Source organism: Halobacillus sp. ABR2_026, assembly GCF_056158545.1.
The window spans coordinates 1,841,451-1,854,220 of the sequence record NZ_JBSWTM010000001.1; the positions used below are offsets into that span (position 1 = coordinate 1,841,451).

The following is a 12,770-nucleotide window of genomic DNA, read 5'->3' on the forward strand; positions in this document are numbered from 1 at the left end:
GATACAGAAGAAAGGATGCCGAATATGAGTGAGCAAAAAAAATATAATGTAGCGGTCGTGGGGGCCACTGGAGCCGTCGGACAGAAAATGTTAGAGACCTTGAAAGATCGGAATTTTCCTGTAAACACATTGAAGCTGCTTTCTTCAAGCCGTTCTGCAGGTTCAAAAATGATGTTTAATGGAGAAGAGTATACGCTCGAAGAAGCCGTCCCAGAAAGTTTCGAAGGCGTAGATATCGCTCTGTTTTCCGCTGGAGGTTCTGTATCGAAAAAACTGGCGCCTGAAGCTGTCAAACGTGGGGCTGTCGTTATCGATAACACGAGTGCCTACCGGATGACGGATGGAGTCCCTCTGGTCGTACCAGAAGTAAATGAAGAGGACATAAAAGAACATAAAGGCATCATCGCTAATCCTAACTGCTCGACGATCCAAATGGTAGCGGCATTAGAACCGATCCGCAAGACGCTTGGCATGAATCGTGTCATTGTCTCTACGTATCAGGCTGTATCAGGAGCAGGAAATGAAGCTGCAGAAGAGCTTAGAGAACAGTCACAGGCATTTTTGAACGGGGAAGAGATGAACGCAGACATACTTCCTGTCAAAGGGGATCAAAAACATTATCCTATCGCATTCAATGCTTTGCCACAAATTGATGTGTTCCAGGAAAATGGCTACACATTCGAAGAAATGAAGATGATCAATGAAACGAAAAAAATCATGCACGCGCCTGATTTATCCGTTGCAGCCACTTGCGTGCGCTTGCCTTTCTTCACATCCCATGCAGAAAGTGTATATATTGAAGTAGAGAAAGCCGGTGTAACGGTGGATGAAGTGAAGAAGTTAATGGTAGAAGCACCTGGAATCGTTCTCGAAGACGATCCTGCTACGCAAACATATCCGACACCTTTGAGTGCAGCGGAGAAAAGAGATGTGTTTGTCGGAAGAATCCGTAAAGATCCTGATTATGAGAAAGGCTTCCACATTTGGGTGGTTTCGGATAACCTGCTGAAAGGTGCAGCGTGGAATTCAGTGCAGATAGCAGAACGTCTCATTGCGAATGAATGGCTGTAAACTTTTTTTGAGTTGAGGTGGCCAAATGAAGCTACTTGTACAAAAATTCGGTGGTACATCCGTCCGGGATCAGGAAAGTAGATCCCGGGCCATCCACCATGTCAAAAATGGTTTGAATGAAGGCTATAAAGTGGTTGTGACTGTGTCGGCAATGGGGAGAAAAGGAAGTCCCTATGCGACCGACACCCTCCTTGGACTTATCGATTTTCCTAAAACGAATGTGTCAGCTCGAGAACAGGATTTGATGATGTCCTGCGGGGAGACGATTTCCTCCATTGTTTTTGCTCATGAGTTGAACAAAGCTGGGGTTCGAGCGGTTTCGCTGACAGGAGCTCAGGCTGGAATCACCACGAATGAAGATTTTACAAAAGCTAAAATCACTCAAGTAAATCCATCAAGAATATTAGAGGAATTGCAAACATCCGATGTTGTTGTCGTGGCCGGGTTCCAAGGGAAGACTTTACGTGGGGAGACTACTACAATCGGACGCGGGGGTAGTGATACGACAGCTGCTGCTTTAGGAGCAGCCCTGCAATCTCATTATATCGATATCTTTACGGACGTAGAAGGGATTATGACCGCTGACCCGAGACTTGTGCAGGAAGCACGGCCGTTAAATACCATCACGTATAATGAAATCTGCAATCTTGCCTATCAGGGAGCAAAAGTCATTCATCCCAGAGCTGTGGAAATTGCAATGTATGCTAAAGTTCCCATCCGTGTGAGATCCACGTATTCAGACCTTCCCGGAACACTGGTGACTGGTACGAAAGAGGATAGAACCGGTCGGGATATCACCGAGCGCACAGTCACAGGCATTGCTCATATGGATGGCCTTACACAAATAAAAGTACAATCCAAAGAAGATCCTTCTAAACTCCAATCCGATGTCTTCAAATCAATGGCCTCCGCCAACATATCTGTTGACTTCATCAATATATCTCCAAGCGGTGTCCTGTACACCATCAACCACATCTATACTGAAAAAGCCATAAAAATTTTAGAAGCCCTTGGTTACGAACCGGAAGTGAGAGAAGGCTGTGCAAAAGTTTCTACAGTAGGGGCCGGGATCACGGGGATCCCTGGTGTGACTGCTGAAATCGTTCAAACATTGACCGATCGAGGAATTCAAATTCTGCAATCTGCTGATTCTCATACGACCATCTGGGTACTGGTCAAAGAAAGGGACCTTATTAAAGCAGTGAACGCTCTCCATAAAACTTTCCGATTGAATAAAGCACCTGAGAAAGGGGAACAACTCACATGAAATTCGGGAAGGTTTTGACGGCTATGGTGACTCCTTTCGACCGCCATGGTGAAATTGATTTTGATAAGACGACAGAGCTGATTGAGCATCTGTTGACAAACGGTACGGACGGTCTAGTCATTGCAGGAACAACTGGAGAATCACCGACGCTTACAGCGGATGAAAAAGTTGCTCTATGGAAACATGCTGTTAAAATATCGGCAGGACGCGTTCCTGTTATCGCAGGGACGGGAAGCAATAGTACGGAGTCTTCTATAAAGTTGTCTAAAAGAGCTGAAGCCGTCGGTGTTGACGCAGTCATGCTTGTGACACCTTACTATAACAAACCAAACCAGGAGGGCATTTATCAGCATTTCAAGACTGTGGCTGAGGCTGTAAGACTGCCGGTAATGATCTATAACGTCCCCGGCCGGTCGGTGGTAAGAATTGAACCGGAAACAATAGCCGCGCTTTCCAAAATTGACAATATCGTATCCTTAAAGGAAGCGACCGGTGATTTGGAAGGCATAGCCAAGATCAAGACGCTTACCGATGGGGAGTTTTCCATATACAGTGGGGATGATCATTTGACACTGCCTGCTTACGCGGTCGGAGCAGATGGTATTGTGTCCGTTTCTTCCCATGTGGCGGGTAACCAGATGCAAAAGATGTTAGCTCTTTTTGAAGATGGCCAGTGGAAAGAGGCTGCGGAACTTCATCGAACATTGTTGCCGATTTTTAACGGAATGTTCTCAGCTCCTTCCCCTGCTCCTGTGAAAGCGGCCCTTCATATAATAGGAATTGATACCGGTGGAGTGAGGCTGCCGTTAATCCCATTGACAAAAACGGAAGAACAGGAAATTGCCTTGCTCATGAAGCATCCGACTTGAGGAAAAACCAGGGATTTCCCTGGTTTTTTTGTTGAGGTTACGCAAGCGATCGTTTTTCATCCGGATGCCACGGGTGTTTAAAGTATGTTTCAAATGGATTGTGTCATACTACGGAAAAGAGCGAAAGGAGATCGATCCATGAAAGACGATTCCAAAGAAAAAGATCAATCCAAATCGCAATCCTCTCTCGTTGACAAGATTCAGCAGCTCGGGCAAAGCAATGTCCCTCAACCTGCTGATTCCAATATTCATGTCCTGCCAATTATCGGCCAGGTGGAAGGTCATGTTCAGTTACCTTCGCAGAATAAGACGACAAAATATGAACATTTGATCCCGCAGCTGATTGCCATCGAACAAAACCCGAAAATTGAGGGTTTAGTTGTACTTTTGAATACGGTTGGCGGGGATGTGGAAGCAGGTCTTGCTATATCCGAAATGATATCTTCCCTTTCCAAACCTACGGTGTCGATCGTTCTTGGTGGCGGCCATTCCATCGGTGTTCCGATTGCGGTATCTGCTGATTATTCATTTATCGTAGAAACAGCGACCATGACCATTCATCCGATACGGATGACGGGGCTCGTCATCGGTGTTCCGCAGACTTTCGAGTATATGGACAAAATGCAGGATCGAGTGATCAGTTTTGTAACCAGGCATTCAAACGTTGCGGAAGATAAGTTCAAAGAGCTTATGTTCGATAAAGGAAACTTGACCCGTGATATCGGAACGAACGTCGTCGGTCAACAAGCTGTGGATCACGGCTTAATTGATGCGGTCGGTGGCGTAAAAGAAGCGATGTCTAAATTGAATGAACTGATCGAACAAAGTAGAGAACCTGGAAAGCAGGTAGTCCAATGACGCTTCTATACACCCCTTTGAGCGAACACGATATTTTCCCTTCGGAAGAGGAGATGGCCGTCGTTTACCATGAACATAACCATTGCCCATTAATGTGCCGCAAATCACTGGATGGAAAAAAACAAGTCATGCAGGTTCTGTCCACGGACCCTTCCCACTACATGGATCCTGAGCTCCAACCAGGTACATGGTTGGACTCGTAACATCAATGTAGGCTGTGGTATAATAAAGAGAAACGAGTGATTGGATGCCGGTGTTGTATTTCTTCATGATTGTTGAAGGAACCATCGGCATTTTCTCTTTTAAGTTTTGAAGTGGGGAGGAAAAACCATGGCTGGAAAAAGAAAAAAGAAGAAAAAGCAATCGAACATGAAGAGCCACCTGAAATTTGAACTATTAGGTCTGTTCTTCCTCTTCATTGCAGTGATCGGTAGTGGAGCGTCGGCTATCAGTGATGGAGCAGTCCCAGGAGGATTGGAGAGATTCTGGCAGTTCCTGTTCGGCGTTTGGTATTTTATCGCCTCCGTGTTTTTCTCCATTGTAGGGATCTATTTGATGGTAAAACGAAAGTGGCCTGCTTTTTTACATAAACGTCTGCTTGGTGTCTACACCATCCTTACAGCATTGCTCTTGTTTACCCACCTTGAAACCTTGTCTGCAGAGCTCGGTACAGGGGAAGGTTCCATCTTTGCCATGACCTGGGACAGGATTACCGGAATGATGAGAGGGGAACTACCGTTCTATAGCATTGGCGGCGGCCTTACAGGGGCAGTTCTTCTGTCGATTACTTATTATCTTTTTGCTAAAGCGGGAGCGGCGATATTATCGTTCTTCCTGTTTATTATCGGAATTCTGTTCGTCAGCGAAAAATCCATCGGTGAACTGTTTGCTAAGCTTGGAAGCAAAGTGAAAGAAATGGGAACAGAGCAGTTGCAGAGGATGAAGGATCAAAAAGGTCAAAAAGCGCAAAAGAAAAATCAGCCGTTACAGGAACCTGATGAAGATTCCGTGGTTTATGAATTGAGCGAGGAAAGGGAACAGCAGGAAGAAAGCGGAGACCATGAGCCGATCATACAGGATTTCACGGATACCGCTTATGCATCCACACCTAAGAATCAGTCGGCAGAAGAAGAACCGGCCGAGCAGCAGGATGCGGATGAGGTGAATATAGAGAAATCCATGCCAACCGCTGAACTTGAGAATATGGATTATCAATTGCCCGGTTTCGAACTGTTGGATGAACCGACTTCCACACCACAAAGTCAAGGGCGCTCGCATATCCAGGCTACCGTTAGAAAGCTTGAGAAGACTTTTCAAAGCTTCGGTGTAAAAGCGAAAGTAACCAAAGTCCATGTCGGTCCTTCGGTTACGAAATATGAAGTGTATCCGGATGTAGGCGTCAAAGTGAGTAAAATCGTAAACTTGAACGATGATCTCGCTTTAGCACTCGCTGCAAAAGATATCCGGATTGAGGCGCCGATTCCTGGAAAATCAGCCGTTGGTATTGAAGTGCCGAACCAGGAAGTGTCCATGGTGTCACTTAGAGAAGTATTGGAAACAGGCAAATCAAACCCTGATTCGAAATTGAGTTTCGCACTTGGCCGAGATATATCAGGGGAAGCGGTCATGTCTGAGCTGAATAAAATGCCTCACCTGCTTGTTGCAGGGGCTACCGGAAGCGGTAAAAGTGTTTGCATAAACGGGATCATTACAAGTATTCTGATGAGAGCAAAACCGCATGAAGTGAAAATGATGATGATCGACCCGAAAAAAGTTGAGCTGAATGTCTATAACGGGATTCCTCATCTTCTGGCACCGGTTGTCACTGATCCTAAGAAAGCTTCAAGAGCTTTGAAAAAGGTCGTTTCAGAGATGGAGCGCAGATATGACCTGTTTTCAGATACGGGAACGAGAAACATTGAGAGTTATAATGAATACATCAAAAAGTACAATATGGAAAATGAAGAAGAGCAGCCGCAGCTCCCTTACATCGTTGTCCTCGTCGATGAACTTGCGGACCTGATGATGGTGGCGTCAAATGAGGTGGAAGATGCGATTACTCGTCTTGCTCAAATGGCACGTGCCGCGGGCATCCACTTGATTATCGCCACTCAGCGTCCATCAGTGGATGTTATTACAGGGGTGATCAAAGCGAACATTCCATCACGAATAGCATTCAGCGTATCGTCTCAAACCGATTCACGGACCATTCTGGACTCGGGCGGGGCAGAGAAACTGCTTGGACGAGGGGATATGCTCTTCACACCGGTTGGCTCCAACAAGCCGACGAGGGTGCAGGGCGCATTCTTATCGGATGATGAGGTGGAAAGAATCGTAGGCTTCTGTGTGGAACAGCAGAAAGCACAATATCAAGAAGAAATGATTCCTGAAGAAGAAAGTGAAGTGAAACAGGAAGTCGATGATGATCTATATCCTGAAGCGGTCCAAATGGTCATTGAAATGCAGAGTGCCAGCGTTTCGATGATCCAAAGACGTTTCCGAGTTGGCTACACGCGTGCTGCCCGTCTGATCGATGCCATGGAAGACAATGGGGTCGTCGGGCCATATGAAGGCAGTAAGCCACGTGCCGTACTTGTTTCGCACCAGGAAGAAGAACAGCATACCTCTTAATGGAAGGACGTGCATAAAGTAAATAGTAAATAAGTCCACCTGATAGGTGGGCTTTTTTTATGACCTGCTCAAGAAGGAGAAGAATATTTGGACTAGGAAGGTAAAGAGAACCGGATATTTCATAGGTAATTAGACGGATGCACTTTCCCCTTTTTGAAGGATTCTGTACATTGAGATGAAAAATGAAGCAAAATTCATAAAAATGTCCTAATTCTATTTATTTATCGGTCGAATAGTGTTATATTATTGTCAAAATGTGATGTGTCGAACGTCAGAGGTCCGATCTCTTGGTCGTTCGTTCAATAGACTTGGGGTGAAAGTAATGTCCATTAGACAAGACACTCGACATCTATATCTACAGGTGATCGAGCAGATTAAACGTGATATTGAAAACGGTATCTTTTTAGAAAAGCAAAAACTACCATCTGAATTCCAACTCTCAAAATCCCTTGGTGTTTCAAGGGCTACATTGAGGGAAGCGTTAAGGATTCTAGAAGAGGAAGGTGTTGTGACAAGACGGCATGGAGTAGGAACATTCGTGAACCCTAAACCATTGTTTACTTCCGGCATCGAAGAACTGGACAGTGTCACAGGCATGATCGCAAAATCAGGCATGACCCCAGGGTCTCAATATTTATCAGCAGAGCTTATGGAAACGACAGAAGAAGACAGGAAACGTTTTTCACCACTGGAAGTACATAACATTGCCAAGGTCGAACGTGTTCGAACAGCAGATGAGCAGCCAGTGGTCTATTGCACGGATAAGATTCCTGAGGGTCTACTTCCGATCGATCAAATAAGAGAAGCAGACTCTCTATTCAATGTTCTGGAACGCTATACCGGAAAAAAAATCGGTTACGCTGTTACACACATTGAACCGATCGGATTTCATGAAAGAATATCGCCAATATTGAACTGCGAACCGGACCAGGCTCTTCTACTATTAAGGCAGATGCACTATTCGCAGGACGATGTACCAATGCTTTTGTCTTCCAACTATTTCAGGGCTGACAAGTTCAGTTTCCATGTTTTAAGAAAAAGAGTGTAAGCGGTTACAAAATACTCCGGAATTATTTAGGGAGGTGAGGCCGGTAATAGAAATGAGCGAGGTTCTATATGTTGAACAACGTCAGATTTAACAAATTATAGGGGGTAATGGTTTTGTTGAAAAGTCGTTTTCTTATGGTTCTAGTATTTCTATTAACTTTCGGTGTATTTTTGGCAGCTTGCGGATATTCGGATGGAGAAGAAGAAACGAACGGAAACAGCAATGACGATTCTGGCAGTGAAGATAGTGCTAGTGAGGAAAGCAGTGATTTCTCTGTAGCAATGGTTACAGACGTCGGTGGAGTAGATGATAAGTCTTTCAACCAATCTGCGTGGGAAGGTCTACAGGCGTTCGGTGAAGAGAATGGGATGGAAAAAGGCGAAAGCTTTGATTATGCCCAATCGGAAAGTGATGCCGACTATGCAACGAACCTTAACCGTCTAGTTCGTCAAGATTATGACCTGATTTATGGAATTGGCTATTTACTGCAACCGGCAATCGCTGAAGTGGCTGAACAGTATCCGGAAACGAACTTTGCTCTTGTGGATTCCGTCCAGGAAGGGGATAACGTGGCAAGTATCGTCTTTAAGGAACACCAGGGATCTTTCCTTGCAGGTGTTGCTGCAGCTAACAAGACAAACACGGATAAAGTCGGTTTCATCGGTGGTGTTGATGGGAGCCTGATCAACAAATTTGAAGCAGGATTTGTTGCAGGTGTTAAATCTGTCAATCCTGATATTGAAGTAGAAATTGATTATGCAGAAAGCTTTAACGATTCCCAAAAAGGACAAGCGATCGCATCCAACATGTATTCCCAGGATGTTGATGTCATCTACCATGCTTCTGGTGGTACAGGGAATGGTGTATTTGCACAAGCGAAAGACATTAAGAACAGCAACCCTGATGAAAGTGTATGGGTCATCGGTGTAGACCGTGACCAGCATGAAGAAGGTCAGATTGGTGATTCTAACGTAACCTTAACTTCTATGGTCAAACGTGTGGATATTGCCGTTCAGGATGTTGCCAACAAAGCGATGAACGGAGAATTCCCAGGAGGGGAAGTTCTTGAATTTGGACTTGCTGATGATGCAATCAGCATCGCACGTACCAATGAAGAAGCGATGACAGATGAAATTGTATCAGCTGTTGAAGAGTGGAAACAGAAAATCGTTGACGGCGAAGTCGAAGTGCCGAGCACTCGCGAAGATCTGCAGACATTCTTGGATTCTATGTAATATTCATTTGGGAAGGGCTGGTGAGAGCCGGCCTTTTCTTCTGTAAAAAGAAAGTCATCAAATGAAAAGATTGTTCCGGCCCTTTTCCTTTGGTGATTTTTAAGGTGAACGGGGGAGGGAGAGAGACGAATGGATTACGTAATAGAAATGTTGAACATTAGAAAAGAGTTTCCGGGGATCGTAGCGAATGACAATATCAACCTTCAGGTGAAAAAAGGAGAGATCCACGCTCTTCTTGGAGAGAATGGAGCAGGGAAGTCTACATTAATGAACGTCCTGTTTGGCCTCTATCAGCCGGAAAGAGGAGAAATCAGGGTTCGCGGGGAGAAGGTCAATATCACAGATCCGAATGTAGCCAATGCCCAGGGAATAGGGATGGTCCACCAGCACTTCATGCTCGTGGATACATTTACCGTTACTGAAAATATCGTATTAGGTAGTGAACCGAAAAAAGCAGGAACCGTAAACTTAAAACATGCGGAGGGGCAAGTCAGAGAGCTCTCGGAGAGATATGGTCTCAATGTGGATCCGAAAGCGAAAATAAGGGACATTTCCGTTGGTATGCAGCAACGGGTTGAAATTTTGAAAACGCTCTATAGAGGGGCGGATATCCTCATATTTGATGAACCTACCGCTGTTCTAACCCCTCAGGAGATTAAAGAGTTGATCGACATTATGCAAAATCTTGTCAAAGAAGGCAAGTCGATCATTCTTATCACCCATAAACTTAAGGAAATTATGGAAGTTTGTGATCGTTGTACCGTCATAAGGAAAGGGCAGGGAATCGGGACGGTGGATGTTTCAGAAACCAACCCTACTGAACTAGCCTCCTTAATGGTAGGTCGTGACGTAAACTTTTCTACAGAAAAAACAAAAGCTGAACCGAAGGAAGCCTACCTTACTGTAAAGGATCTCCGGGTGAAGGATGTCCGCGGAATAGAGATGGTAAAAGGACTTAACCTTGAAGTGAGAGCCGGTGAAATTGTCGGTATTGCTGGTGTGGACGGGAATGGGCAATCAGAACTGATCGAAGCGATCACAGGATTAAGAAAAAGTGATGCTGGGGCTATCCGGTTGCATGAGAAGGACATTACAAACCTGACACCTAGAAAAGTCACCCAGTCAGGAGTTTCCCATATCCCTCAAGATCGCCATAAATTCGGGCTTGTTCTGGATTTTCCGATAGGGGAGAATATGGTTTTGCAGAGCTATCACCAGCAGCCTTATTCAAACAAAGGTGTCATGAATTTCAAAAACATTTATAAAAAAGCGAAAGCCTTAATCTCAGAATATGATGTCCGAACTCCTGATGCCTATACTTCAGCACGAGCGTTATCAGGGGGGAACCAGCAAAAGGCAATTATAGGTCGTGAAGTGGACCGGTCTCCTGATTTGATCATCGCTGCTCAGCCCACACGAGGGCTCGATGTAGGGGCGATTGAATTCATTCATAAAAAATTGATTGAAGAAAGGGACAAAGGAAGAGCCATACTCCTTCTTTCTTTTGAACTGGATGAAATCATGAATCTTAGCGATCGAATCGCTGTCATGTTTGACGGCAAGATTATAGCGGATGTCCTGCCGGAAGAAACGGACGAGCAGAAGCTTGGATTGCTCATGGCTGGTAATTCAACAGAGAAGGCAGGTGGGCAATGATGTTTTCCAATCGTCTATTCAATATTCTTGTACCGGTCATATCAGTCGTGCTTGGTTTGATCTCAGGAGCCATCATCATGCTGATTTTTGGTTACAATCCTATTGCCGGTTTTGCTGCTTTATGGAATGGGGCATTTGGCGATGCGTACTTCTTCGGTGAAACTATAAGACAGGTAACGCCATATATTCTTTCAGGGCTCGCGGTTGCCTTCGCTTTAAGATCCGGTCTTTTGAATATCGGAGTAGAAGGTCAGGTCTTCATGGGCTGGATCGCATCGGTATGGATTGGAATTTCCTTCGATCTTCCGATGGCTGTTCATCTGCCGCTTGCCATATTAGCAGCAGCAGCTGCTGGGGCACTCTGGGGATTCATTCCCGGCCTATTAAAAGCTAAATTGGGTGTCCACGAAGTTATTGTTACGATCATGATGAACTATATTGCTCTGTATTTGAGCAACTCTATCGTACGTAACCTCTTGAGTGATGGGGCTGACAGGACGGAAGAAGTGGCAGAAACAGCTTCCCTCCAGTCGACATGGCTTGCTGAGATGACGTTTTATTCCCGGATTCACTATGGATTCGTCGTGGCTATACTCATGGCGTTCATCATGTGGTTCATCATCAACCGTACGACTATGGGTTTTGAGCTGCGGTCAGTCGGTTTTAACCAGCATGCTTCAAAGTATGCAGGAATGAATGTGAGCAAAAATATCATCTTAGCCATGGTCGTCTCAGGTGCATTTGCCGGTCTTGCGGGCGCTATGGAAGGTCTCGGCACGTTCGGGTTCATGTCGATCAAAGCTGGCTTTACGAATATCGGTTTCGATGGAATTGCTGTCGCTCTGCTGGGTGCCAACACCGCCTTCGGAGTAGTTCTTGCCGCTTTCTTATTTGGCGTGTTGAAAATTGGTGCACTGAATATGCCGACAGCTGCTGGTGTCCCTACAGAACTTGTAGAAATTATCATTGCATTAATTATTTTCTTCGTAGCTTCGAGCTACATGATCCGTTGGGTCATCCTTCGGTTTAAAAAGGAGGGGAAATAAATGGAGATATTTGAACTGATCAGCCGAATTCTCGGCGCATCCGTCGTGTTCGCGACCCCTCTGATTTTTACCGCTTTGGGAGGAGTTTTCAGTGAACGTTCCGGTGTAATCAATATTGGCCTAGAAGGTTTGATGATTATGGGAGCATTCGTTGCAATCGTATCAAACCTGGCTTTTCACAGCGTATTCGGACCTGCCACCCCTGTCATCTCTCTGATCACGGCTATGGTCGTTTCAGCTGTATTCGCACTTGTCCACGCCGTAGCTTCCATCACATTCAGGGCGGACCAGGTCGTAAGTGGTGTGGCTATAAACTTCCTGGCTTTAGGGATTGGTCTTTTCCTTACTAAACAGTGGTATGATAAAGGTCAGACGGACTTTATTGAGAGCCCGATGTACTCGTCCAATGTGCCTCTCCTTAACAAAATCCCACTCATCGGGGACATGTTTTTCACGGGTTGGTATTGGACGTCCTACTTAGCAATCGCTCTTGCTTTTCTCGTCTGGTTCGTTATTTATAAAACACCGTTCGGTCTACGTCTCCGGTCAGTTGGCGAACATCCGATGGCAGCAGATACGAATGGAATCAATGTATATAAGATGAGGTACATTGGAGTTATGCTTTCAGGTGCATTAGGTGGCCTTGGGGGAGCTGTATACGCTTTGACTGTCACTCACAACTTTTCTCACGGGACAATTGTCGGCCAGGGCTTCATTGCCCTAGCTGCCGTCATCTTCGGAAAGTGGCACCCGCTCGGTGCGCTCGGGGCTGCTATCTTTTTCGGCTTCGCCCAGAGTTTAAGTATTGTCTCATCTGACATTGCCTTTTTGGAAAATGTCCCATCAGTCTTTATGCTTATTGCTCCTTATGTCCTGACAATCCTTGCCCTGGCAGGATTCATAGGACGTGCTGAAGCGCCTAAGTCATTAGGGGAAGCCTACGTAAAAGGCAGTCGATGATTAGATTTAAGCCCGGTACGGATGTGCCGGGCTAAATTTTTTTACTTTTTCCCACATATACCTTAGCATAGGACTTAGTTCGAATGGATGAATATGGACATATAGGTCTATAATAGAAGAGACTGATAA

At 45.3% G+C, this 12,770-nt stretch carries 11 protein-coding genes; all 11 read left to right on the plus strand.

The window, feature by feature from the left end:
- Positions 1-24: 24 nt before the first annotated feature.
- Entirely contained in the window at positions 25-1,071 is a 1,047-nt protein-coding gene (gene asd, locus ACXADE_RS09540; protein WP_474980243.1) for an aspartate-semialdehyde dehydrogenase, read from the plus strand.
- A gap of 25 nt (positions 1,072-1,096) precedes the next feature.
- Positions 1,097-2,338, plus strand: a complete 1,242-nt coding sequence (gene dapG / locus ACXADE_RS09545; protein ID WP_474980244.1) for an aspartate kinase — start codon at positions 1,097-1,099, stop codon at positions 2,336-2,338.
- Positions 2,335-3,207, plus strand: coding sequence for a 4-hydroxy-tetrahydrodipicolinate synthase (gene dapA / locus ACXADE_RS09550; RefSeq protein WP_474980245.1), 873 nt, complete (start codon positions 2,335-2,337; stop codon positions 3,205-3,207). The genes dapG and dapA overlap by 4 nt, the downstream gene beginning before the upstream one ends.
- Positions 3,208-3,345: 138 nt before the next feature.
- Complete coding sequence (locus ACXADE_RS09555) at positions 3,346-4,065, plus strand: ClpP family protease (protein ID WP_474980246.1); 720 nt, start codon at positions 3,346-3,348, stop codon at positions 4,063-4,065.
- Complete coding sequence (locus tag ACXADE_RS09560; protein ID WP_474980247.1) at positions 4,062-4,268, plus strand: YlzJ-like family protein; 207 nt, start codon at positions 4,062-4,064, stop codon at positions 4,266-4,268. Before ACXADE_RS09555 ends, ACXADE_RS09560 begins: the two co-directional genes overlap by 4 nt.
- A 127-nt stretch (positions 4,269-4,395) precedes the next feature.
- Complete coding sequence (locus tag ACXADE_RS09565) at positions 4,396-6,696, plus strand: FtsK/SpoIIIE family DNA translocase (RefSeq protein WP_474980248.1); 2,301 nt, start codon at positions 4,396-4,398, stop codon at positions 6,694-6,696.
- Positions 6,697-7,018: 322 nt separating this feature from the next.
- Entirely contained in the window at positions 7,019-7,744 is a 726-nt protein-coding gene (locus tag ACXADE_RS09570; RefSeq protein ID WP_474980249.1) for a GntR family transcriptional regulator, read from the plus strand.
- A gap of 107 nt (positions 7,745-7,851) precedes the next feature.
- On the plus strand, positions 7,852-8,979 hold the full coding sequence (locus ACXADE_RS09575) for a BMP family lipoprotein (RefSeq protein WP_474980250.1): 1,128 nt from the start codon (positions 7,852-7,854) through the stop codon (positions 8,977-8,979).
- A gap of 129 nt (positions 8,980-9,108) precedes the next feature.
- Positions 9,109-10,635: an ABC transporter ATP-binding protein gene (locus ACXADE_RS09580; protein ID WP_474980251.1), complete on the plus strand. Its 1,527-nt coding sequence runs from the start codon at positions 9,109-9,111 to the stop codon at positions 10,633-10,635.
- On the plus strand, positions 10,635-11,681 hold the full coding sequence (locus ACXADE_RS09585; RefSeq protein ID WP_474980252.1) for an ABC transporter permease: 1,047 nt from the start codon (positions 10,635-10,637) through the stop codon (positions 11,679-11,681). Before ACXADE_RS09580 ends, ACXADE_RS09585 begins: the two co-directional genes overlap by 1 nt.
- Positions 11,682-12,641, plus strand: coding sequence for an ABC transporter permease (locus tag ACXADE_RS09590; RefSeq protein ID WP_474980253.1), 960 nt, complete (start codon positions 11,682-11,684; stop codon positions 12,639-12,641). It abuts the gene before it with no gap.
- The last annotated feature ends 129 nt before the right edge of the window (positions 12,642-12,770 follow it).

What these genes read in the sequence shown, in the direction of transcription:
- ACXADE_RS09570 (WP_474980249.1), top strand. Translation starts at nt 7,019, where the DNA reads ATGTCCATTAGACAAGACACTCGACATCTATATCTACAGGTGATCGAG.
- ACXADE_RS09555 (WP_474980246.1), top strand. Translation starts at nt 3,346, where the DNA reads ATGAAAGACGATTCCAAAGAAAAAGATCAATCCAAATCGCAATCCTCT.
- ACXADE_RS09560 (WP_474980247.1), top strand. Translation starts at nt 4,062, where the DNA reads ATGACGCTTCTATACACCCCTTTGAGCGAACACGATATTTTCCCTTCG.
- asd (WP_474980243.1), top strand. Translation starts at nt 25, where the DNA reads ATGAGTGAGCAAAAAAAATATAATGTAGCGGTCGTGGGGGCCACTGGA.
- ACXADE_RS09590 (WP_474980253.1), top strand. Translation starts at nt 11,682, where the DNA reads ATGGAGATATTTGAACTGATCAGCCGAATTCTCGGCGCATCCGTCGTG.
- dapA (WP_474980245.1), top strand. Translation starts at nt 2,335, where the DNA reads ATGAAATTCGGGAAGGTTTTGACGGCTATGGTGACTCCTTTCGACCGC.
- dapG (WP_474980244.1), top strand. Translation starts at nt 1,097, where the DNA reads ATGAAGCTACTTGTACAAAAATTCGGTGGTACATCCGTCCGGGATCAG.
- ACXADE_RS09575 (WP_474980250.1), top strand. Translation starts at nt 7,852, where the DNA reads ATGGTTTTGTTGAAAAGTCGTTTTCTTATGGTTCTAGTATTTCTATTA.
- ACXADE_RS09580 (WP_474980251.1), top strand. Translation starts at nt 9,109, where the DNA reads ATGGATTACGTAATAGAAATGTTGAACATTAGAAAAGAGTTTCCGGGG.
- ACXADE_RS09565 (WP_474980248.1), top strand. Translation starts at nt 4,396, where the DNA reads ATGGCTGGAAAAAGAAAAAAGAAGAAAAAGCAATCGAACATGAAGAGC.
- ACXADE_RS09585 (WP_474980252.1), top strand. Translation starts at nt 10,635, where the DNA reads ATGTTTTCCAATCGTCTATTCAATATTCTTGTACCGGTCATATCAGTC.